Origin of the sequence: Mycobacterium sp. SMC-2 (assembly GCF_025263485.1) — a bacterium.
Lineage (GTDB): Bacteria > Actinomycetota > Actinomycetes > Mycobacteriales > Mycobacteriaceae > Mycobacterium.
The window spans coordinates 4859541-4882023 of record NZ_CP079863.1 but is presented as its reverse complement, the minus strand read 5'-3'; the positions used below and the strand labels follow the sequence as shown (position 1 = coordinate 4882023).

Below are 22483 nucleotides of genomic sequence, written 5' to 3'. Positions count from 1 at the left end.
CTCACGGCGGGAAATCCGCCGAAATCTAGCCTGGGCGCACACGCGACGCCCACGATGCACACGCGAAGTGAGCGCTATCCGCGGCGGGGCCGCGGGCGATCGCCCGCGAAACCGCGCACCACGTGCGCGCGCACGAACTCGGCCGCCACCTCGGGATCGCCCATGTCCCGGATCGAGGACGGCGTGCTGAAGAGCGAGAACAGGATCCGCGCAAACCATTCCGCGGCGGCCTCGACGTCGAGGCCCTTGCGCACCTCGCCGGTCAGCCGGGCGGCCGACAGGTAGGGCGCGAAGAAGTCGACGCATTCGCGCAGCAGCACGGCGGCGTCCTTGGTCAGCAGCAGGCTGATCGCGTCCTCGTCGAAGTACTTCTCCGACGCGATGGACCGTCGCGCCTGCGTCACGAAAACGGCGGCCTGGCTCAGCTTTTCCTCCAGCGAGCCGCCCCGGTCCATGGCCTTGGACATCTCGCGGTAGAACCGCTCGGAAGCGTGTTCGGCGCACGCCTCGATGATGGCGGCCTTGTCGCTGAAGTACTCGTAGATGGTGCTGCGGGACACCCCGGCCGTCCGGGCGATGTCGACGATCGTCGCCTTCTGCAGCCCCTGCCTGCGGAAGCAGGCGTACGCGGACTCGACGATGAGCTCGCGGGTATCGGTGGCCTGGGCCGCTTGAGTCATCACGGCACCAAGGCACCCCTGGGCACCAGCCCGGCGTCGGCCGACGCGAAGGCGGCGTTGACGTCGGCCAGGTGGAACGGTTCGGGCATCAGGCGGTCGAACGGAAAACTGGTGTGCTGCAGGAAGGTCAGGCCGGTGGCCAGCGTGACGGGATCGTAGAACATGACCCCGCGCACGGACTTGTTGCCGTAGACCAGCACGCTCGGATCCAGCTCGAACGTCCGCCCCACCCCGACGTTGCCGACCTCGAGCAGAGTGCCGGCGTTGTTGAGGAACCCGATCCCCTCGGGAATGACGCCCGGCACGCCGACGACCTCGAGCACCCAGTCGGCGCCGATGCCGTCGGTGCGCCTGTGCACCTGCTCGGTGATCTCCGCGGTCGAGATCGCACTCGCGTCGATGCACGCGGTGGCGCCGAAATCGGCTGCGACGTTGAGCCGTTCGGCGATCCTGTCGATGACGATGACCTCCGCGGCGCCCGCGGTGCGGGCCACGGCCGCGGCGTTGATACCCAGCCCGCCCGCACCCTGGATGACGACCGTGTCGCCCAGCCGCACGTCGCGCAGCGCGAACAGCACCTGGGCCAGCGCGCAGTTCAGCGGGGTGACGGCTTCGTCCGGTAGATCCTCGGGCACCTTGTACAGCGGCTGGCGCCGGCTGGTGTAGTAGTACTCGCCGTGAGCGGCGACGAAGTGCGGCTCTTGATCGTGGCTGCGGTATTCGCCGGCCATCAGGTTCTGACAGGCATAGGACCGGCCCCGCGCGCAGGCGTGGCATTGACCGCAGAACCAAAAGTACGGCGTCACCACGCGATCGCCGACGGCCAGCGGCTTGCCGGTCGCGTCGGTGCTCAGGCCCTCGCCGAGTTCGGCTATCTCCCCGACCATTTCGTGGCCCATGGCAAACGGGCATGGCAACGGTAGTTCGCCTCGGAAGATGTGCAGGTCGGACCCGCAGATGCCGGCCATCCGCAGCTTGAGCGCCGCCGTTCCGGGCGCCGGGGTGGACAACGGATATTCGGCAAGCTCGATGGGCCCGCCGTGGGCGGTCAGCAGCGCGAGCTTGGGCATGACGATCCCCCTCAGTCGGCGGGCGCCAGAATGAGCCCGCTGGTGGGCACCCCGGTGCCCGACGTGACCAGCACGTGTTCGACGTTGTCGACCTGGTTGTACGACGTGCCGCGGACTTGGCGCACCCCCTCGGTGATGCCGTTCATGCCGTGGATGTAGGCCTCGCCGAGCAGTCCGCCGTTGGTGTTGATCGGGAACTCCCCGCCCAGCGAGAGCCGCTCGACGGTGGCGAAGTCCTTCGCCTCGCCGCGCCCGCAGAACCCGAGTTCCTCGAGCTGGGTGAACACGAACGGCGTGAAATGGTCGTAGATGAAGGCGGTTTGGATGTCCTGCGGTTTGAGCCCCGAGTCGCGCCACAGCCTCTGGGCCACCACGCCCATCTCGGGCAGGCCGGTGATGTCGTCGCGGTAGTAGCTGGTCATCATCTCGCCGTTGGCGGCCGCGCCCTGCGCTGCCGCGGTGATGATGGCCGGTGGCTGACGCAGGTCGCGCGCGCGTTCCGCGCTGGTGACCACCAGCGCGACCCCGCCGTCGCTCTCCTGGCAGCAGTCCAGCAGGCGCAGTACCGGTTCGACGATCCAGCGCGACTTCTGGTGGTCTTCCAGCGTGATCGGACGCTGATAGAACCAGGCATCCGGATTGCGGGCCGCGTGCGCGCGGTCCACGACGGCGATGCGGCCGAAGTCCTCGTTGGTGACCCCGTACGTCGACATGTAGCGCTGGGCGTGCATTGCGACCCAGGCCGCGGGCGTGAGCAATCCGAACGGCGCGTAGTGCGCCATGAACAGCGGCGTCCCCAGGTCGGTGCGCCCGCTGCCGCCGAACCGCATGCCGGACCGCTCGTTGAAGGCGCGCCAGCACACCACCACGTCGGCGACGCCCGTCGCGACGGCCATCGCGGCGTGCACGACGGTGCCGGCGGCGGCGCCGCCCCCGTGGTGCACGCGGGAGAAGAAGCTCAGGTCGCCGATGCCGACGTTGCGCGCGATCTCGATCTCGTCGCTGGAGTCCATCGTGAAGGTGACCATGCCGTCGACGTCGCTGGGTGCCAGTCCGGCGTCGTCGAGCGCGGCGCTGACCGCCTCGCACGCCAATTGCAGTTCGCTGCGGCCGGATTCCTTGGAGAACTCGGTCTGGCCGATCCCGACGATGGCCGCGGCCCCGGGCAGTGCGCTGCTCACGCCTGGTCCCTTTCGAACGCCCCGTCGAGCAGGCTGAGGACCGCGGTGCCCGAGACGTGATCGCCCAGGCTGTTGGAGCCCTTGAACGTCACCTCGACGAAGTTCTCGCCCCCGGTGCCTTCGGTCTTCCCGGTGACGCTGCCGGTGAACCGCAGCGGGTCGTCCGGAAAGCACGGCACGCCAAGGCGTATCGACAGCTTCTTCACCATCGCCTCCGGTCCGGCCCAGTCGGTGAGGAACCGCACGCAGTAGCCGTTGGTGGTGAGGATGTTCATGAACAGGTTGGGCGAGCCCTGCTTGTTGGCGTAGTCGCGGTCGTGGTGCACGGGCATGAAGTCGCGGGTGGCGATCGCACCGGCGACGATCATCGTTGTGGTGATGGGGATCTCGAGCGGGGTGACCTCGTCGCCGACGGAGATGTCGGCCCAGCGCAGGGTGGTGGTGCGGCTCGCGGTGGTCGTCATGGGCGTCCTTCCGAATACGTTGCGCCGAGGTGGGCCAGCTGCGCCGTGGCCGGGCCGAGCGTGAGCTCGTTGTGCTTGGCCCACAAGAAGTAGCGGTGCAGGGGATAGGTGGTGTCGATCCCGATGCCGCCGTGGACGTGCTGGGCGGTGGCGGCGACGCGCGCGCCGGCCTCGGCGGCCCAGAATTTCGCGATGCGGGCGGCGCGGTGGGCCTCTTTTAGGGGCCGCCCGTGCGCGATCAGCCACGCCGCGTGCCACGTGGTCCACCGGATCGCCTCGACATCGATGAACGCGTCGGCCATGCGCTGCTGGACGGCCTGGAAGCTGCCGATGGGCCGGCCGAATTGCTCGCGGCCCGTGGTGTATTCGGCGGCGATCCGCAGCGCCCGCTCCGCCACGCCGAGCTGAACCGCGCACAGCGCGACCAGCGCGCGGGTGCGCAGCGACTCGATCAGGTCAGCCCCGACGAGCCGGTCGGCGTCGGATACCGTTGCGCCATCGAGGTAGACGTCGGCGTGCGGTTCGCGGTTGGTGGTCGGCGCCGGCCGGATCTCGACGCCGCGGGCGTCGGTCGCCAACAGGAACAGGCCGACCTGACCGTCCTGCGTCGCGGCGGGAATCAGGACGGTGTCGGCGGATTGGGCGGCCGGCACCAGCTCCTTGGCGCCGTCGAGCCGCCAATTACCGCCGTCGCGGCGCGCGGTGGTGGCCGGCGCCGTGACGTCGGAGCGGCCCGGCTCGGCCAGGCCCGCGGTCAGGATGCGGCTTCCGGCGGCGACACCGGGCAGGTAGCGTTGCCGCTGTTCGGGATTGCCGTGCCGGGCGATGGGGTCGGCCCCCAGCGCCAGCGTCGCGTAGGCCGGCACCGGCGCGACCGCCCGGCCCACCTCGGCCAGCAGCACCCCGAGCTCCACGAAGCCACCGCCGTTGCCGCCCACCGACTCCGGCAGCGCGGTGCCCAACAGGTCGGCGGCCGCCAGCTCCTTCCACAGTGCGTCGTCGAAGCGGACGTCGCCGGCTTCCAACTCGGTCAGGCGCTCCGGCGTGGCGCGGCGCTCGAATAGGTCGCGGGCGAGCTTGGAGATGGTCTCCTGCTCCTCGGTGAAGGTGAAGTCCATGAGCCCGCGCCTAGGTGGCCGGCCGGAACTGATGCAACACCAGGTCGGTATCGAAACTCTGGTAGTACACCTCGACCGGCATTCCGGTTGTCACGTCGGCCGGCTCGATGCCGGTCAGATTCGACACCAGCCGCACGCCCTCCTCGAGTTCCACCAGCACCACGACGTAGGGATACTCGAAGAACGGAAACTTCGGCTCGTGCGGCATCACGTAGCTGTAGACGGTGCCGCGGCCCGAGGACTCGACCGTGTCCCAGTCCAGGGACCGGCAGTGCGGGCACATCGGGCGCGGCGGGTGGCGCAGCTGCCCGCAGCCGCCGCAGCGCTGGATCAGGAGTTTGTTGTCCCGCAATCCGTTCCAGAAGAACTCCGTGTCGCCGGTGACGGCCGGCGCCAGTCGGGTCGCCATCAGCGCTCCGGCCTGAATCGCAGCACCCGGAAGCGCTGCCTGCCCAACACCTCGCCGTTCTGGTCGGTGTAGGTGGTCAGCCAGGTCAGGAAGAAGCCGGTGCCCAGCGCCGTTTTCTTTTCCTCGGAAACCGATTCGTACACCGTCGTCGCGCTGATGACGTCGCCCAGTCGCGGGTAGCGCTCGATCTCGAACTCCGAGTTGGTCGCCACCGTGCTGGTGTAGCCGGCCTCGTCGAGAAACGCCGTCGGATTGCTTTTGATTTCGACGGGTGCGCCACCACGCTCACCGATGCCCTCCAGGATCGGCGACGGCATCGTCCAGGTTTGCAGCATCACCGGCGGCGACACGATGCCGCCGAACCGCGACTTCTCGGCGAACTCCGGGTCGAGGTAGACGGGGTTCATGTCGGCCATCGCGTAGGCCCAGTGCCGGATCATCGGCTGGTTGACCGGATCCGGGGCCACCGAGGGCCTTCCGGTGCCGCCGGTCGGCTGGCCGACGAGGGCCCGCACCTTGGCGCTGACGGTTTCTGAGTCGGTCACTTACGGCTGTCCTCCTATGTTGCGGTGGCGCCACTTTCAGCGCGCAGGTCACGGGGAGCCCGCGGCATGCCCAATCCGGCCATGGCGATGATGTCACGTTGAATCTCGTTGGCGCCGCCACCGAACGTATTGATGACTGCCCATCGATACGCGGTTTCCAGCCCGCCGCGTAGCGGTGCATCGACGCCCCGGCGTACCCCGTTGTGGTTCAGCACTTCCAGCAGCTGGCGGGCGACCTGCTGGGTCAGTTCGGTGCCGAACACCTTCGCGGCGGAGGCTTCGCCCATGTTGAGGACGCCCTTGGTCATGGCCGCATTCACCCGTAGGTTGATCAATTTGTACGCCGCGACCTGGGCTTCGACCCTCGCCAGGGTGAGCTGCACCCACGGCTGGTCGATGACGCGGCCGCCATCGAGCTCGGTGGTTGCGGCCCACTGCAGGGTCTGCTCGAACAGTGGCTCGAGCGCGCCGAGGTTGCCCAGGGCCGCGCGCTCGAAGTTCAGCTGGGTGGTGATCAGCTGCCAGCCCTGGTTCTCCCCGCCCACCAGTGCGCTGGCCGGGACCCGCACGTTGTCGTAGAACGTATAGAAGGTGGAGATGCCGGGCATGGTGTGCAGCGGCTGCCAGGAGAAGCCGGGCGACGAGGTGGGCACGATCAGGATGGAAATGCCCTTGTGTTTCTTGGCGTTCGGATCGGTGCGGGCCGCCAACCAGATGTAGTCGGCGTACGCGGCGCCGCTGGTGAACATCTTCTGCCCGTTGATCACGTACTCATCGCCGTCGCGGACCGCGGTGGTGCGCAGGGACGCCAGGTCGCTTCCGGCTCCCGGCTCGGAGTAGCCGATCGCGAACTCGACACTGCCGTCCAGGATCGCGGGCAGGAACTTCCGCTTCTGCTCCTCGGTACCGCACTGCATCAGGGTCGGGCCGACCGTGTTGAGCGTCACCAGCGGGATTGGGGCGTTCACCCGCTGCGCTTCCTCGGAGAAGATGAACTGCTCGATCGCCGAGAATCCACGTCCGCCATACTCTTTGGGCCACCCGACGCCGAGTAGGTCGGCCGCGGCCAAGGCGCGTACGCACTCGCGCACTTCGGGGCCCCCCTCCATCCGCTCGCTGAGCGCGAGGGTGCGTTCGGGCGTCATCACCTTTTCGAGGGCGGCGCGGATCTCGGCGCGCAGCCGCTGCTGCTCGGGGGAGTACTCCAGATCCATCAGGACCCCAGCCGCACCGGCATGCGCTTGACCCCCGGAACCATGGTGGCCCGCATCCGGTCCACCTCGCCCACCAGCTCTAGTCTGGGGAAGCGGCGCAGCAGCTCGTCAAACATCACGCACGCCTCCAGCCGCGCCAATTGTGCGCCGACGCAAGAATGTTCGCCGCACCCGAACGCGATGTGCGGGTTGGGGTGCCGGGTCACCTTGAACTCCTCGGAGTCGGCACCGAACACCTCCTCGTCCCTATTGGCCGACCCGTAAAGCATCACCACCACGTCGCCCTCGGCGATCCGCTGACCGCGAATCGTCACCTCTGTCGTCGCGGTGCGCGCCATGTGGACCACCGGGCTGGTCCACCGGAGCATCTCCTCGACGGCGCCCGGGATCAGGGTGGGATCGTCGACCAAGAGGCGGCGTTGGCCGGGATGCTTTATCAGCGCCAGCGTGCCCAGCGCGATCAGGTTGCGGGTGGTCTCGTTGCCGGCCACCAGCAGCAAGAACGCGAAGTTGAGCAGATCCTCGTCGGTCAGCCGGACTCCGTCGATCTCGGCGCCGGCCAGCACCGACAATAGGTCGTCGCGCGCATCGGTACGCCTGGCCGCGATCAGCTTCTGGAAATACGCGTGCAGCTGGCCCATCGCGACCAACGGGTCCAGCTCGATCTCCGGGTCGGCCGTCCCGGTGGCCGCGTCCGACCACGCCCGGAACTGCTCCCAATCGTCGGGCGGTGCGCCGATCAGCTCGGCGATCATCCGGGTGGGCAGCGGCGCGGCGATCTCTTCGGCGAACTCGTGAACGGAATCCGGTTGGATGCCATCGAGGATTCCCCGCACGATCTCGCGGATCTTGGGCTCCAACCGGGCCACCCGCCGCCGGGTGAACCCGGAGTTGATCAGCTTGCGCAGCTGCCGGTGCCGTGGCGGGTCGGTGAAGATGAGATTGCCCTCCTGCACCGCGTTCCCCATCTGCGGGTCGGGGATGGTGATGCCGCGGGTCGAGGTGAACAGCGCCGGGTTGGTGGACACGAAGCGGATGTCTTCGTATTTCAACAGCGCCCAGAAGTGGGTGACGTCGTTCCAGCAGACCGGCGCCGTGGCGCGCAGCTCGCGGTACGCCGGGTACGGATCGCCGGCATAGAAGTCGGGGGAGTGCAGTGGAAAAGTGGTCCGCACGGCGGCCTCCCTGACCAGACGATCCGACACATAGATGTGATGTGTCTTGCGGCCTTGTGTCTACTCCGCGTCGCCCTTTCCTGTCAATACCGCTGCAAAACCCGAAAATAGCGTGTAATTCGCTTACTTGGTGATTGACGGCACGGGGGCATGGGTGTACACCAAGTGGTTAGATGACCGACGTTCGGGTGAGGAAGCGCATGACCGAGCTACAAACTCCGGGATCCCTTGTCGACACCTATCAGCTCTACATCGACGGCAGATGGGTCGAACCGGAGGACGGTCGTTACGACGACATCAACCCGGCCACCGAGCAGTCCATCGGCACCGCGCCCGACGCGAGTGTCACCCAGGTCGGCGCGGCGATCGCCGCCGCGCGCCGGGCCTTCGACAGCGGGCCGTGGGGCCGCATGGGCCCCGACGAGCGGGCCGGCTGCCTCAACCAGCTCGGTGGGGCCCTGGTCAAGCACGCCGACGAGATCTTCGCGCTGTCACAGGTCGAATGGGGCTGCGTCAGCAACGAGCGCATGATGCAAATCGACGGCGCCGGCTACATGTCCATGCATGCCGCCCAGCTCGCCACCAAGCTGGTCGACGAACCGGTCACCGGGATCGGTGCGGGAACGACGTTGCTGCGCCGCGAACCGCTCGGCGTCGTGTCGATCCTGACGCCGTGGAACTTCCCGCACTGCCTGAACGTCATGAAGGTCAACAACGCGCTGGCCGCGGGCAACACCGTCGTGCTCAAGCCCTCCCCGCTGACGCCACTCGCCGGGCTCGCGCTGGCGCGCATCATCGACGAGGAGACCGACATCCCCCCGGGTGTGGTCAACGTCGTCACGCCCTCGGGCCTGGAGGCGGCCAAACTGCTGACGACGGATCCGCGCATCGACATGATCAGCTTCACCGGCAGTTCGGCCGTCGGCTGTGAGGTGATGCGGGCGGCCGGCGACGCCATGAAGCGGTTGCTGCTGGAGTGCGGCGGGAAGTCGGCCAGCATCATCCTCGACGACACGCAAGTGACCGACGAGATGCTGCAACAGATGCTCTTCGATTGCTGCTCGTTGCACGCCGGGCAGGCGTGCATCCTGCACAGCCGGCTGCTGCTGCCCGCTTCGTTGCACGACGACGTCGTGGACCGGCTCGTCGCGCTGGCCCGCGACGTGAAGGTCGGCGACCCCACGGACCCGACGGTGCAAATGGGCCCGCTCATCAGCGCGGCGCAACGCGACCGGGTGCAGGCGCACGTCGACGGTGCCGTCCGCGACGGAGCGAAGCTGGCGATCGGCGGTGGCCGCCCGGCCGGCCTGGACGTCGGTTTCTACTTCGAACCGACGATTCTGACCGGCGTGCAACCGGATTCGACCATCGCCCAGGAAGAGGTGTTCGGGCCCGTGCTGTCGGTGCTGCGCTACCGCGACGACGAGGACGCCGTCGCGATCGCGAACAACTCGTGCTACGGGCTTTCCGGTGCCGTGTGGGGCGCCGACGTGGACCGGGCCGTCGCGGTCGCCCGGCGCATGCGCACGGGCCAGGTCGCCGTCAACGGCATCGGACCGGGCGATGCGCCATTCGGTGGCTTCAAGCTGAGCGGGTTCGGCCGGGAGAGCGGCGGCATCAGCGGACTGCACCAGTACATGGAGGTGAAGGCCATCGGGATCCCGGCATGACGGGACCCCTTGCCGGGCTCCACGTCGTCGAACTTGCCAACGAGATCTCAGGTTCCTACGCCGCAAAGCTTTTCGTCGACCTCGGCGCCGAGGTCACCAAGATCGAGCCACCCGCCGGCGATCCGCTGCGCCGATGGGGCCCGTTTCCCAGTGAAGTTCCCGACCCCGAGCGCTCCGGCCTGTTCCACTACCTCAACGCCGGAAAGCGCGGTGCCACCCTCGATTTGAATCAGCCGGGTGACCTGGACCGCGCCCGCGAGCTGATCGCGCGGGCGCACCTGCTCATCGACGACTTCGGCCCCGGGACGTTGGAAGGCTGGGCGCTGGGCCCGGAGACCCTGAGCCGGCTAAACCCAAACCTGGTGCTGCTGCGCATCTCTGCGTTTGGTCAGTGTGGACCCTGGCGTCAGCGGCGGGCCACGCCGCTGACCCTGCAGGCCGCGTCGGGCTGGATCAGCGCCCGCGATCCGGAACGTCCACCGGTACAGGTCGGCGCCCGCATCGCCGAGTACGTGGCGGGCGCCTACGCCGCGCTGGGCGCGCTGACCGCGCTGCGGCTGCCGCCCGAAGGCCGAGAGGTCGACGTCTCCCACTTGGAGGCGCTGCTGTCCACGCTGCCCTATCCGATGCTGATGGCCCAGCGCATGAAAAGCCTTGGCCTGCCACCGAACCTGCGGTCGGCCCCCATGCTGGGCGTAGTCCGGGCCGCCGACGGCTGGGTGGGCGTCAACTGCCTGACGGGCCAGCACTGGCTGGACGTGTGCGCGATGCTCGGCCTGCCCGAGTACGGCGAGCATCAGCTTGCGATCATGATGGGCGGGCCCGAGCGCGACGAGTTCTTCGCCAAGGCGCAGCCGCTGCTTGCCCAGCAGACCGTCGCCGAGATCGTGGAACTCGGTCAGGCGCTGCGCATTCCGACCGCGCCGGTCAACGACGGCGCAACCGTGCTGGACTGTCCGCAGTACGCCGAGCGCGGTTTTTTCGTGCAATCCGGTGGGCCCGGCTGGACGTTTCAGCGGCCCGGCCCGGCGTTCCGCTTCTCGAAAACCCCCGTGGGACCACCGCGCCCGGCGCCTCGTTTGGGCGGCCACCCCGAGCCGTGGGTCACCGATGCCCGATCGCATTCCACCACCGAAGGGCCGTTGCCGTTCTCCGGGCTGCGCGTGCTCGACCTGACCACGTTCTGGGCGGGGGCGTACCTGACCTGCTACCTCGGCGCGTTCGGCGCCGACGTCGTCAAGGTCGAGTCGATCCAGCGGCCCGACGGCCACCGCTACTCGGGAGCGTTCGCCTACGAGGGTGACGACTGGTACGAACGCAGCCCCATCTGGCAGGGCACCAACCTCAACAAGCGCGACCTCACGCTCGACCTGGCCTCGGAACGGGGTCTCGACATCGCCCGGCGTCTGGCCGCACAGGCCGACGTGGTCGTGGAGAACTTCTCACCCCGGGTCGTCGAGCAATTCGGCCTGGACTACGACTCGCTGACGTCGCTCAACCCCGACGTGATCGCCGTGCGGATGCCCGGCTACGGCCTGCATGGTCCGTGGCGCGACTACGTCGGCTGGGCGCTGAACTTCGAGCAGACCTCGGGCATGTCGGCGGTCACCGGCTACCCCGACGGCCCGCCGTGCAACCCACAGGGGCCCGCCGATCCCATCGTCGGCGTGCACGCGGGCGTCGCGCTGCTGGCCGCCCTCGAGCACCGGAGCCGCACGGGAGAAGGTCAGCTGATCGAGGTCGCGCAGGTCGAGGTCGCCGCCGACGTGACCGCCGAACCCGTGATCGACTTCTCGATGACCGGTGTCGTGCGCCCGCGAGAAGGCAACCGGCGGCGCGGTTACCTGCAGGGCGTTTACCCGACCAGCGCCGAGGGCGGGTGGGTCGCGCTGTCGCTGCCCGACGACGGGCGGCTCGACCACGACGTCTTCGACGAGCTGGTCGCCGCGTGGACCCGCACGCAGACCGCTGCAGTGGTCGTGGAAACGCTACGCGCACAGGGCATCCCGGCCGAACAGGTGATCACCGGCGACCGGATGTACGACGGTGACCTGATCGGGGCCCAGCTCGACGCCCGCGGCTACTACGAGGAACTTGCGCACCCGATCACCGGGCCGCACCGCTACCCCGGCTGGCCGTTTCGGATCACCCCCGGACCGGCGCGCCACCACCGCGCCGCCCCGCCCACGCTGGGCCAGCACAATGACGAAGTCCTGGGTGAGCTAGGCCTCTTCGCGGACGACGTCGCGAGCCTGCGGGCCGAGCGGGTCGCCGGCGAGCGGCCGCTCAACGCCTGATCCGTGAGCTTTTGGTAAACCGCGCGTCACATGCAAGGCTGCTGACATGGCCATCGAGATCGCCCGCCCCAAGCTCGAAGGAAACGTCGCCGTCGGCGAGGACCGCCAGATCGGTTTCGCCGAGTTCGGCGACCCGCAGGGCCGGGCGTTCTTCTGGCTGCACGGCACCCCCGGCGCCCGCCGTCAGATCCCCACCGAGGCCCGCCTCTACGCCGAGAAGAACAAAATCCGACTGATCGGCCTGGACCGGCCCGGCATCGGCTCGTCCACACCCCATCGCTACGAGAACATCCGGGCGTTCGGCGACGACTTGCGGACGATCGCGGACACGCTCGGCATCGACGACATGGCCGTCATCGGCCTGTCCGGCGGCGGTCCGTACGCGCTCGCGTCCGCCGCGGTGCTGCACGACCGGGTCGTGGCGGCCGGCGTCCTCGGTGGCGTCGCGCCCTTCCTCGGTGACGAGGGCATCACCAGTGGCCTGATGAACCTGGGCAAGCGGGTGGCGCCGCTGCTGCGGCTGGGCGGTGACCCACTGCGGATCGGCGCGAGCCTGGTGGTCCGGATGATCCGTCCGGTCGCGAATCCCGCGCTGTATCTGTATGCGGCGATATCGCCCGAGGCGGATCGGCGCCTGCTGACCCGGCCCGAGTTCGGGGCCATGTTCCTCGACGACCTGCTCAACGGCAGCCGCAAGCAGCTGGCGGCCCCGTTCAACGACGTCATCCTGTTCACCCGGGACTGGGGATTCCGGCTCGACGAGGTCAAGGTCCCGGTCCGCTGGTGGCACGGCGACAGCGACCACATCGTCCCGTTCGCCCACGGCGAGCACGTCGTGTCCTTGCTGCCCGACGCCGAGCTGTTCGTGCTGCCGGGTGAGAGCCACCTCGCCGGGCTGGGGCGCGGCGAGGAGATCCTGTCCACCCTGACGAAGATCTGGGACGAACGGGGCTGACGCTGCGGCCGCCGGGTAGCCTGCTCACGTGCTGCTGGCGTCCCTGAATCCCGCGGCGGTCACCGCCACCGACATCGCCGACGCGGTGCGCATCGACGGCGACGTGTTGAGTCGCAGCGACCTGGTCGGCGCCGCCACGTCGGTGGCGGAGCGGGTCGCCGGGGCGGACCGGGTCGCGATCCTGGCCACCCCGACCGCGTCGACGGTGCTGGCGGTGACCGGGTGCCTGATCGCCGGCGTTCCCTTCGTGCCGGTGCCCGCCGACGTCGGTGCGGCCGAACGCCGGCACATGCTCACCGATTCGGGAGTGCAGGCCTGGCTTGGCCCCGTGCCGGACGAATCGGAGGGGCTGCCGCACGTCCCGGTGCGCTTGCACGCCCGGTCCTGGCACCGCTACCCCGAGCCGTCGCCCGACGCCACCGCGATGGTGATCTACACCTCGGGCACCACCGGCCTGCCGAAGGGCGTGGTGCTGAGCCGGCGCGCGATCGCCGCCGACCTCGATGCCCTGGCGGAGGCGTGGCAGTGGCCGGCCGACGACGTGTTGGTGCACGGGCTGCCGCTGTTTCACGTGCACGGGCTGGTGCTGGGGTTGCTGGGGTCGCTGCGGGTGGGAAACCGGTTCGTGCACACCGGCAAACCGACGCCGGCGGGGTATGCGCAGGCTTGCTCGGAGGCGGGGGGGACGTTGTTTTTCGGCGTGCCTACCGTGTGGTCGCGGGTCGGCGCCGACGAGTCCGCCGCCCGGGCGCTGCGGCCGGCGCGGCTGCTGGTCTCCGGGAGCGCGCCGCTGCCGGTGCCGGTGTTCGACCGGCTCGCCCAACTCACCGGGCATCAGCCCATCGAACGGTACGGCGCCTCCGAATCGCTGATCACCCTGTCGACCCGCGCGGACGGCGAGCGACGCGCCGGGTGGGTGGGCCTACCGCTCGCCGGCGTGCAAACCAGGCTGCTGGACGACACCGGCGGACCGGTGCCGCACGACGGGGAAACCGTTGGGCGCCTTGAGGTTCGGGGCCCGATGATGTTCGACGGTTACCTGAACCGTCCCGACGCCACCGCCGAGGCGTTCGACGCCGACGGCTGGTATCGCACCGGCGACGTCGCGGTCATCGACGGCGGGGGGATGCACCGCATCGTGGGCCGCGAGTCGGTCGACCTGATCAAGTCCGGCGGCTACCGGATCGGCGCCGGCGAAATCGAGACGGCGCTGCTCGGGCATCCCGGGGTGCAGGAGGCGGCCGTCGTCGGGATGCCGGATGAAGATTTGGGCCAGCGCATCGTCGCGTTCATCGTCGGTGCGCCCGACGTGAAAGCCGACGACCTGATCAACCATGTCGCGCAACAGCTTTCGGTGCACAAACGGCCTCGCGAGGTGCGCCTCGTCGACGCGCTGCCCCGCAACGCGATGGGCAAGGTGCTCAAGAAACAGCTGCTGTCCGACGGCTGATACCCAGCAAGTTGCCAGCTGCAGCGCCGAGCGTGACCGCGAAGCTTCACCTACGGTCGTAACCGTGTGTCGAGGCAACCGGACAGTGAGCGGCGTGGATGGGTGAGCTGACTCGGCCCACCACCCCCATGCGGCGGATAGCGGCCGCCTGCCTCGTGGGCTCGGCCATCGAGTTCTACGACTTCCTCATTTACGGGACCGCGGCGGCACTGGTGTTTCCCACGGTGTTCTTCCCGCGCCTCGGCCCGACGCTGGCCACCATCGCCTCGCTGGCGACGTTCGCGACGGCGTTCCTGTCGCGCCCGCTGGGCGCGGCCGTCTTCGGCTACTTCGGGGACCGGCTCGGCCGCAAGAAGACGCTGGTCGCCACGCTGCTGATCATGGGCGCGTCGACGGTGAGCGTGGGGATGGTCCCCGGCACGGCGTCGATCGGCATCGCCGCACCGTTGATCCTCATCGGGCTGCGGCTGTTACAGGGGTTCGCCGTCGGCGGAGAATGGGCGGGGTCCGTCCTGCTGAGCGCCGAGTACGCCCCGCCCGGCAAGCGCGGCTGGTACGGCATGTTCACCCTGCTCGGCGGTGGCACCGCCGGGATCCTTGCCAGCCTGACCTTTCTCGCCGTCGACCTCACTATGGGCGAGAAAAGCCCCGCGTTCATGGAGTGGGGATGGCGGGTGCCGTTCCTGATCAGCAGCGGGCTGATCGGGATCGCCTTGTACGTACGACTGAACATCGACGAGACCCCGCTGTTCGTCGAGGAGAAGGTCCGCAACCTGGTGCCCAAGGCGCCGCTCGCGGAGCTGTTGCGGTTCCAGCGGCGTGAGATCGTGCTGGTCGCGGGCGTCTTTGTGGGCGGTATGGGCTTCGTGTACCTGGGCAACACCTTCCTCGTCATGTACGCCCACAACCATCTGGGGTACTCGCGCAGCTTCATCTGGGGCGTCGGGGCCCTCGGCGGGCTCACCAGCATGGCCTGCGTGTCGTTCTCGGCGTGGATCTCCGACCGAGTCGGGCGCCGCCGGGTGATGTTATGCGGGCTGGCGGCGTGCCTGCCGTGGGCGTTCGCGGTCATCCCGCTGCTGGACACCCGCAAGCCGGTGTTGTACGCGGTCGCCGTCCTCGGCATGTTCGCCGCCGCGGCGGTGGCCAACGGGCCGACGGGGGCCTTCGTTCCCGAACTGTTCGCCACTCGCTACCGCTACAGCGGCGCCGCGGTGGCGATGAACCTTGCCGGCATCCTCGGCGCGGCGGTGCCGCCGCTGGCCGCGGGCACGCTGCGGGCGACCTACGGCGGCTGGGCGATCGGGCTCATGATGGCCACCCTCGTGGTGGCCAGTTTTGTGTCCGTCTATCTGCTGCCCGAAACCAGCGGAGCCGCGCTTGGCGCCGCCCCGACCGCGGAGAAGGTCGCCGCCGAGGTATAGCCGCGCTCAGTTGGCGTGCAGATCCTCGTTGAGGGCGATGCCCTGACCGCCGCGGGCCACCACCTCGACGGCCCCGGTGACGGAGTTGCGGCGAAACAGCAGGTTGTTGCCGCCGGACAGCTCCAGCGCCTTGCGCACCTGGCCGTCGGGCGTGGCCACCTTGGTTCCCGCGGTCACGTAGAGGCCGGCTTCGACGATGCAGTCGTCGCCCAGCGAGATGCCCAGCCCCGCGTTGGCACCGAGCAGGCAGCGCTTGCCGATCGAGATGACTTCCGTGCCGCCGCCGGACAGCGTGCCCATGATCGACGCGCCGCCGCCGATATCGGATCCGTCGCCCACCACCACGCCGGCCGAGATGCGGCCCTCCACCATCGACGCGCCCAGCGTGCCCGCGTTGTAGTTGACGAAGCCCTCGTGCATCACCGTCGTCCCCGGCGCCAGGTGGGCGCCCAGCCGCACCCGGTCGGCGTCGGCGATGCGCACCCCGCTGGGCACGACGTAGTCCACCATGCGGGGGAACTTGTCGATGCCGTAGACGGTCACCGGGCCGTGCCGGCGCAGCCGCGCGCGGACCGCCTCGAACCCGTCGATGGCGCACGGTCCGCGGTTAGTCCACACCACATTGGTCAATACCCCGAACAGGCCGCCGGCGTTCAGCCCGTGCGGCGCCACCAACCGGTGCGACAGCAGATGCAGCCGCAGGTAGGCGTCGTAGGCGTCGGCGGCCACGTCGTCGAGCGAGCCGATGACCGTTCGCACGGCGACGCTTTCGGTGCCGCGGTCCTCGTCGCGCCCGGTCAGCGCGGCCAGCTCCGGGGGAACGTCCGACAGGGCGAGGCGCGAAGTACCGCTGGTGCCCGACTCGGTCAGTTCCGGTGCGGGGAACCACGTGTCGAGGATCGATCCGTCGGCGGCCAGCGTCGCCAGCCCGATGCCTACAGCTCCAGTCACGGCGGTCAGGTTACTTGCCGCTGGGCAGCGGATAACCTGGGACCCGTGCTGGACTTGCGCGGGGACCCGATCGAGCTGACCGCGGCGTTGGTCGACATCCCCAGCGAATCGCGGGACGAGGCGCGCCTGGCCGACGAGGTGGAGGCCGCGCTACGCGCCCAGACCTCCGGCTTCGAGATCGTTCGCAACGGCAACGCCGTCCTGGCGCGCACCCGGCGCCAGCGTCCGTCGCGGGTCCTGCTGGCCGGGCACCTGGACACCGTCCCGGTCGCCGGCAACCTGCCCAGCCGCCGCGAGGACGGCAACCTGTATGGCTGCGGCGCCGCGGACATGAAATCCGGCGACGCGGTCTTCCTGCACCTGGCCGCGACCGTGGCCGAACCGGTCCACGACCTGACCCTGGTGATGTACGACTGCGAGGAAATCGACGCGGCGGCAAACGGTTTGGGCCGCATCGAGCGGGAGTTGCCCGACTGGCTAGCCGCCGATGTGGCCATCCTGGGCGAACCCACCGGCGGCTACATCGAAGCCGGCTGCCAGGGCACGCTGCGCGTCGTGATCTCGGCGACCGGGACGCGCGCCCACTCGGCGCGACCGTGGCTGGGCGACAACGCGATTCACAAACTGGGCGCCGTGCTGGATCGGCTAACCGCGTACTCGGCGCGCACCGTGGACATCGACGGGTGCGAGTACCGCGAGGGCCTGTCGGCCGTCCGTATCGACGGCGGCGTGGCGGGCAACGTGATCCCGGATGCGGCCGCGGTCACGGTCAACTTCCGCTTCGCCCCCGACCGGTCGGTGGCGGCGGCGCTGCAGCACGTGCACGAGGTGTTCGACGGGCTCGACGTGCACATCGAGCAGACCGACGCCGCCGCGGGCGCGCTGCCCGGGCTGTCCCAGCCCGCGGCCAAGGCCCTGGTCGAGGCCGCCGGGGGACGGGTACGGGCCAAGTACGGCTGGACCGACGTCGCCCGTTTCGCCGCGTTGGGTATCCCGGCGGTCAACTTCGGCCCGGGCGATCCCAACCTGGCGCACCGCAGCGACGAGAGCGTCCCCGTCGTCAACATCACCGCCGCGGTGGACATGCTGCGCGGCTACCTGGGCGGCTAGCTGGGGCTGGCGACCCCGCACCGCCGGGCCTGCGCGGCGGCGTCGGCGGCCGCCGCGCGCATCCCCACCGCCGTGAGGTCGTCCGACACCGCCAGCAGCGCCGCATCGTCGCCGGCCGCCAGCGCCTGCGCGTGGGCGAGTGCGAGTTTTGCCGCGGCACAATGGATCTCATCGCAGAGCCGGGCCAGCGGATCGGCCGCACGGATGTCACCCAGCCGTACGGCCTCGTGCCAGACGCGCACCGCCACGGCTCCCTGCCCGCCGCGTTCGGCCATCCGGGCGGCATCGCGGGCGGCGGCCACCGCGCCGTGCGCGTCACGCATCGAGGCCAGCCGCCACGCCCGCGCCACGCCGAGCTCCGGCGCGAACAGCGCCGACTTGGTGCCGTGCCGGGATTCGGCCCTGGCCAACGTCTTTCCCGCGGCGGCGATGTCCCCCTGCTGGGCCAGCGCGGTGGCCAGCAGCGTCAACGACAGCGGCCCCCACGAATAGCCGGTGCGTTCCAACGTGGCGGCCGCCGGGCCGAGTAGCGCTGCCGCTCGGGCGAACTCACCGTCGACGAGCAGCACATGGGCCAGCAGCACCTCACCGATAGCGCGACCCGGTTGCTGCAGCTCCGCGAAATCGGTGAACTGCTGGGCGAGTTCGCGGGCCGCCTCGAGCCGGCCGGCCATCAGCAACGCGGTGGTCTGCCCCAACCCGATCGTGAAGCGCAGCAATCCGGGATGTTCGGCGGCCAGGGCACGCTGGGCCAGCGGCTCGACCTCGTCGAAACGCCCTTGCCGCGCCGCGCACAGCGCCGCCGCGCTGGCGGCCCAGGCCACCGCCTGGTCGTCGGCGTCCGGTGCGGCCAGCACCTCGCCCGCGACCTTCACGGCATGCCCGACGTTGCCGGCGTTCATGGCGAACGTGGCGCTCAGCGCGTCGAGGGTGGTGCGCGCGCCCGGATCGGTGATCCGGTTGCGGATGGTGCGCAGAAACGCGGTCGCCCGCTCGGGCTCGCTGAGCATCCAGAACTGGTTGGCCGCCCGCAGCAGCGTCCAGTCCATCAGCGCGGCCTCGGTCAACGCGGTGGGGTCCAGGCCGGCCAGCACAGCGTCCGCCTCGCGTCCGCGGCCCCGCCAGGCCAGGGCGTGCGCCAGCGCCAGCCGCGCCGCCAGCCCGGCGGACCGGTCCAGCGCCGAGCGGGCGAGTCGTTCGCCCAGGGCGAGGTCGCCCAGCCGCAGCGCCTGCTGGGCGGCGGCCACCACCTCGGCCGTGGGTTGGGGGGCGTCGCTGTCGAGGGCGAGGAAGGCCAGCCGCAGCCGGTCGCTGAGGTGGTCCGACGGGTGCTGCGAGAGCAGCCGCACCAATTCGGTGCGCCGTTGCCGCGCCCCATCGCCGCCGAGCGCGGCGCGCACCCGCTCGGCGAAGAGCGGGTGGGCCGTGTACACCACCGGCTCATCCGCGGCTCCGCCGCGCGCCCGCGTCTCCACCGCGCCGCAATCCGCCGCCTGGCGAACCGCGTCCGCGCCGGTCAGGGCGCTGAGGTCGGCGAGGGACAAGGGCTCGGCGACGGCCAGGTATTCCAGCACCGGCCGGGCCGGGGCGGGTATCTCGGCGAGGAACGCGTCGACCTCGGCCGGCGTGGTCATGTCGCCCGGCGGTTCGATGTCGATCCGGGGGAGCAGGCCGTCGGCCCACAGCGCCGCGATGGCCTCGGGAGCCGACTCGGCGCGGCCGGTGACGATCATCCTGGCCGCGCCGGCCAGCGCCAACTGGTACACCAGCGTGGCCGATAGGACGTCCAGGTCGTGGGCGTCGTCGACGAGGAGCAGCAGGTCGTCACCGTCCAGCGATGCTCTCGCGGCGCGCAACAGCGCGGCCGGCTTGCCGATGTCGGCGATCTGCACCAGGTGGCCGAAGGCGCCGAAGGGGACCGCGCGTTCGGTCGGGGTGCCGGTCACCCAGCGGACGCGCGTGCCGGGATGGCGCCGGCCGAAGTCTTCGGCGGCCAGCCGGGCCAACGTGGACTTGCCGCAGCCGTCCGGTCCGAGCACGACGGCCCCCCTGCCGGCCGCCAGCGCCGCGCCCAGCCGCTCCAAGGCCGAGGCGTGCTGGGGGACGTTCCATCGAATCGGCATCGCCGGATTTTATTGCGCGCGGCGTGCAGCCCGCAGCAAGCTTGGTCTACCTTTCGTTGTATGCGCGACTGGGCGGTGTGTGTGTACTGCGCGTCTGGCCCCCAACATCCCGAATTGCTTGCGGTCGCTGCCGAACTCGGTGAGGCGATCGCCGAGCGCGGCTGGACCCTGGTGTGGGGTGGCGGCCGCGTCTCGGCGATGGGCGCGGTGGCGACCGCGGCCCGCGCCCGCGGGGGCCGGACCGTCGGCGTCATTCCGCAAATCCTGATGCGCGTCGAGATCGCCGACACCGACGCCGACGAGCTGATCGTCACCGAGACCATGCACGAGCGCAAGCACGCCATGGAAGAGCGCTCCGATGCGTTCATCGTCCTCCCCGGCGGCGTGGGCACCCTGGACGAATTGCTGGACGCGTGGACCACGGGCTACCTCGGCCTGCACCGCAAACCCATCGTCTTGCTCGATCCCCTGGGGCACTACGAAGGGCTGTGGCTCTGGCTGTGCGGGCTGCTCGACAGCGGGTACGTCTCGCAACCGGCGATGGACCGGTTGTTGCTGGTCGACAAGGTGAGCGCCGCCGTGGAGGCGTGTGCGCCCGATTGAGCGCGCCGGCCAACGCGCTACCCCGACTAGGCTGTCGCCGGGTTGTTACGCAGAATCGAGGGACGACGTGGCCGATCACGACGGGGGAGCGCGCACCGCGGTCAAATTGACCGATATCGCATCTCGGGCGCCGGGGCTGCTGGCCGACATGCCGGTGATAGTGCGCGGGGCGATGACCGGGCTGCTGGCCCAGCCGGGTTCGAAGAAGTCGATCGGCATGGTGTTCCAGGAACGGGCCGCCCGCTACGGCGATCGGATCTTCTTGCGGTTCGGCGATCAGGAACTGACCTACCGCGACGCCAACGCCGCCGCCAACAGGTACGCCGCGGTGTTGGCCGCGCACGGCGTCGGCCACGGCGACGTCGTCGCGATCATGCTGCGCAACTCGCCCAACGCGGTGCTGGCGATGCTGGCCGCCGTCAAGTGTGGCGCGGTCGCCGGGATGCTGAACTACCACCAGCGCGGCGAGGTGTTGGCGCACAGCCTGGGTCTGCTGAACGCCAAGGTGTTGATCGCCGAGACGGACCTGGTCAGCGCGGTGGCCGAGTGCGGCGGCGCGGGCGACACGGAGACCATGACCGTGGAAGACCTGGAGCGATTCGCCGTCAGCGCGCCGGCCACCAACCCGGCGTCGGTGTCGGCCGTGCAGGCCAGGGACACCGCGTTCTACATCTTCACCTCGGGCACAACGGGATTCCCCAAGGCCAGCGTCATGACCCACCTGCGGTGGCTGAAGGCGCTGGCGGCGTTCGGCGGCATGGGGTTGCGGCTGAAGAGCTCCGACACGCTGTACAGCTGCCTGCCGCTGTACCACAACAACGCGCTGACCGTCGCGTTGTCGTCGGTGATCAACTCGGGCGCGACGCTGGCGCTGGGCCGCTCGTTCTCGGCGTCGAAGTTCTGGGATGAGGTCATCGCCGCAGAAGCCACGGCGTTCATCTACATCGGGGAGATCTGCCGGTATCTGCTCAACCAGCCACGCAAAGTCACCGACCGGGCGCACCGGGTGCGGGTGATCGCCGGCAACGGCCTGCGCCCGGAGATCTGGGACGAGTTCACGAATCGGTTCGACATCGCCCGCGTCTGCGAGTTCTACGCCTCCAGCGAGGGCAACACCGCGTTCATCAACGTCTTCAACGTGCCCCGGTCGACCGGCGTCTTCCCGATGCCATTGGCCTACGTGGAGTACGACCCCGACACCGGAGCCCCGCTGCGCGGCGACGACGGGCGGGTGCGCCGGGTGCCCCCCGGGGAGCCCGGCCTGCTGCTCAGCCCGGTCAACCGGCTGCAGCCGTTCGACGGCTACACCGACAAGGAGTCGAGCGAAAAGAAGTTGGTGCGCAACGCGTTTCGTGAGGGTGACGTGTGGTTCAACTCCGGTGACGTGATGAGCCCGCAGGGCATGGGGCACGCCGCATTCGTCGACCGCCTCGGCGACACGTTCCGGTGGAAGGGCGAGAACGTCGCCACCACCCAGGTGGAGGCCGCGTTGGGGTCCGACGAGTCCGTGGAGGAGTGCACGGTGTTCGGCGTCGAGATTCCCCGCACCGGCGGTCGCGCCGGGATGGCCGCGGTGAAGCTGCGCGACGGCGCCGAGTTCGACGGCAAGTCCCTGGCCCGCGCGGTGTACGACCAGCTGCCGGTCTACGCGTTGCCGCTGTTCGTGCGGGTGGTCGAGTCGCTGGAGCACACCACGACGTTCAAGAGCCGCAAGGTGGAGCTGCGCGAGCAGGCCTACGGACCCGACATCGATTCGCTCTACGTGCTGGCCGGCCGCGACGAGGGCTACGTGCCGTACTACGACGAGTACCCCGACGAGGTGGCCGACGGTAAGCGGCCGCGGGGCTGAGTGTGCGCTGGCGGCGTCGGGTGTGCGCCGACGGTGACGACACGCCGCAACATCGCGCCCTGGCCGCACACTCGATCCCCGGGCGCGCCCGGCGCGGTGACCGGGCACCATAGACGTGTGCATTCGACACCGTCGGCGTCAGCCGGCCAATCGACCTGGTGTGGCCGTCCGGTCGCCGGCGATCGCCCGCTGATC

19 protein-coding genes are annotated in these 22483 nt (G+C 69.8%); 8 read left to right on the top strand and 11 right to left on the bottom strand.

The annotated features are described in order from the left end of the window. Positions 1 to 74 precede the first annotated feature (74 nt). From KXD96_RS22825 to KXD96_RS22785, 9 genes are read right to left on the bottom strand one after another with little or no spacing between them, the layout of a single operon-like run. Positions 75 to 680, bottom strand: coding sequence for a TetR/AcrR family transcriptional regulator (locus KXD96_RS22825; RefSeq protein ID WP_260740172.1), 606 nt, complete (start codon positions 678 to 680; stop codon positions 75 to 77). Then, complete coding sequence (locus tag KXD96_RS22820; protein WP_260740170.1) at positions 680 to 1750, bottom strand: zinc-binding dehydrogenase; 1071 nt, start codon at positions 1748 to 1750, stop codon at positions 680 to 682. The genes KXD96_RS22825 and KXD96_RS22820 overlap by 1 nt, the downstream gene beginning before the upstream one ends. A gap of 11 nt (positions 1751 to 1761) precedes the next feature. Further along, entirely contained in the window at positions 1762 to 2931 is a 1170-nt protein-coding gene (locus tag KXD96_RS22815) for a lipid-transfer protein (RefSeq protein ID WP_260740168.1), read from the bottom strand. Continuing rightward, positions 2928 to 3395, bottom strand: a complete 468-nt coding sequence (locus KXD96_RS22810; RefSeq protein ID WP_260740167.1) for a MaoC family dehydratase — start codon at positions 3393 to 3395, stop codon at positions 2928 to 2930. Before KXD96_RS22810 ends, KXD96_RS22815 begins: the two co-directional genes overlap by 4 nt. Beyond that, positions 3392 to 4513 carry an acyl-CoA dehydrogenase family protein gene (locus KXD96_RS22805; protein WP_260740165.1) on the bottom strand — a complete coding sequence of 374 codons (1122 nt, stop codon included), beginning with the start codon at positions 4511 to 4513 and terminating at the stop codon, positions 3392 to 3394. Before KXD96_RS22805 ends, KXD96_RS22810 begins: the two co-directional genes overlap by 4 nt. 10 nt (positions 4514 to 4523) lie before the next feature. After that, positions 4524 to 4922 (bottom strand): Zn-ribbon domain-containing OB-fold protein, encoded by a 399-nt coding sequence (locus KXD96_RS22800; protein ID WP_260740164.1) that lies wholly within the window; start codon positions 4920 to 4922, stop codon positions 4524 to 4526. After that, positions 4922 to 5467 carry a MaoC family dehydratase N-terminal domain-containing protein gene (locus KXD96_RS22795; protein WP_260740162.1) on the bottom strand — a complete coding sequence of 182 codons (546 nt, stop codon included), beginning with the start codon at positions 5465 to 5467 and terminating at the stop codon, positions 4922 to 4924. Before KXD96_RS22795 ends, KXD96_RS22800 begins: the two co-directional genes overlap by 1 nt. A gap of 14 nt (positions 5468 to 5481) precedes the next feature. After that, positions 5482 to 6681, bottom strand: coding sequence for an acyl-CoA dehydrogenase family protein (locus KXD96_RS22790; RefSeq protein WP_260740161.1), 1200 nt, complete (start codon positions 6679 to 6681; stop codon positions 5482 to 5484). Then, complete coding sequence (locus KXD96_RS22785; RefSeq protein WP_260740159.1) at positions 6681 to 7856, bottom strand: cytochrome P450; 1176 nt, start codon at positions 7854 to 7856, stop codon at positions 6681 to 6683. Before KXD96_RS22785 ends, KXD96_RS22790 begins: the two co-directional genes overlap by 1 nt. A 200-nt stretch (positions 7857 to 8056) precedes the next feature. Between KXD96_RS22785 and KXD96_RS22780 the strand changes: the two genes are divergently transcribed. From KXD96_RS22780 to KXD96_RS22760, 5 genes are all read left to right on the top strand, one after another. Further along, positions 8057 to 9526 carry an aldehyde dehydrogenase family protein gene (locus KXD96_RS22780; protein WP_260740157.1) on the top strand — a complete coding sequence of 490 codons (1470 nt, stop codon included), beginning with the start codon at positions 8057 to 8059 and terminating at the stop codon, positions 9524 to 9526. Then, positions 9523 to 11823 (top strand): CaiB/BaiF CoA-transferase family protein, encoded by a 2301-nt coding sequence (locus tag KXD96_RS22775; RefSeq protein ID WP_260740155.1) that lies wholly within the window; start codon positions 9523 to 9525, stop codon positions 11821 to 11823. Before KXD96_RS22780 ends, KXD96_RS22775 begins: the two co-directional genes overlap by 4 nt. A 46-nt stretch (positions 11824 to 11869) precedes the next feature. Further along, positions 11870 to 12778: an alpha/beta fold hydrolase gene (locus KXD96_RS22770; protein WP_260740154.1), complete on the top strand. Its 909-nt coding sequence runs from the start codon at positions 11870 to 11872 to the stop codon at positions 12776 to 12778. Between the two features lie 28 nt (positions 12779 to 12806). Then, positions 12807 to 14228, top strand: coding sequence for an acyl-CoA synthetase (locus tag KXD96_RS22765; RefSeq protein WP_260740152.1), 1422 nt, complete (start codon positions 12807 to 12809; stop codon positions 14226 to 14228). Positions 14229 to 14356: 128 nt separating this feature from the next. Then, positions 14357 to 15652, top strand: coding sequence for an MFS transporter (locus KXD96_RS22760; protein WP_260745507.1), 1296 nt, complete (start codon positions 14357 to 14359; stop codon positions 15650 to 15652). A 6-nt stretch (positions 15653 to 15658) separates the two neighbouring features. Here the strand turns inward: KXD96_RS22760 and dapD are convergent, their stop codons facing one another. Continuing rightward, entirely contained in the window at positions 15659 to 16612 is a 954-nt protein-coding gene (gene dapD, locus KXD96_RS22755) for a 2,3,4,5-tetrahydropyridine-2,6-dicarboxylate N-succinyltransferase (protein ID WP_260745506.1), read from the bottom strand. Between the two features lie 36 nt (positions 16613 to 16648). On the opposite strand from dapD, the gene dapE reads away from it, so the two are divergent. Continuing rightward, the gene (gene dapE / locus KXD96_RS22750; protein ID WP_260740151.1) at positions 16649 to 17713 is read left to right on the top strand and encodes a succinyl-diaminopimelate desuccinylase; all 1065 of its coding nucleotides are present in this window, start codon (positions 16649 to 16651) and stop codon (positions 17711 to 17713) included. On the opposite strand, the gene KXD96_RS22745 is transcribed toward dapE, so the two are convergent. Continuing rightward, positions 17710 to 19836: an AAA family ATPase gene (locus tag KXD96_RS22745; protein WP_260740148.1), complete on the bottom strand. Its 2127-nt coding sequence runs from the start codon at positions 19834 to 19836 to the stop codon at positions 17710 to 17712. The genes dapE and KXD96_RS22745 overlap by 4 nt on opposite strands. Before the next feature lie 60 nt (positions 19837 to 19896). Between KXD96_RS22745 and KXD96_RS22740 the strand changes: the two genes are divergently transcribed. Both KXD96_RS22740 and fadD6 read left to right on the top strand, forming a co-directional pair. Continuing rightward, positions 19897 to 20439 carry a TIGR00730 family Rossman fold protein gene (locus tag KXD96_RS22740; RefSeq protein ID WP_260740146.1) on the top strand — a complete coding sequence of 181 codons (543 nt, stop codon included), beginning with the start codon at positions 19897 to 19899 and terminating at the stop codon, positions 20437 to 20439. Positions 20440 to 20506: 67 nt separating this feature from the next. Further along, positions 20507 to 22288, top strand: a complete 1782-nt coding sequence (gene fadD6 / locus KXD96_RS22735; RefSeq protein ID WP_260740144.1) for a long-chain-acyl-CoA synthetase FadD6 — start codon at positions 20507 to 20509, stop codon at positions 22286 to 22288. Positions 22289 to 22483 lie beyond the last annotated feature (195 nt).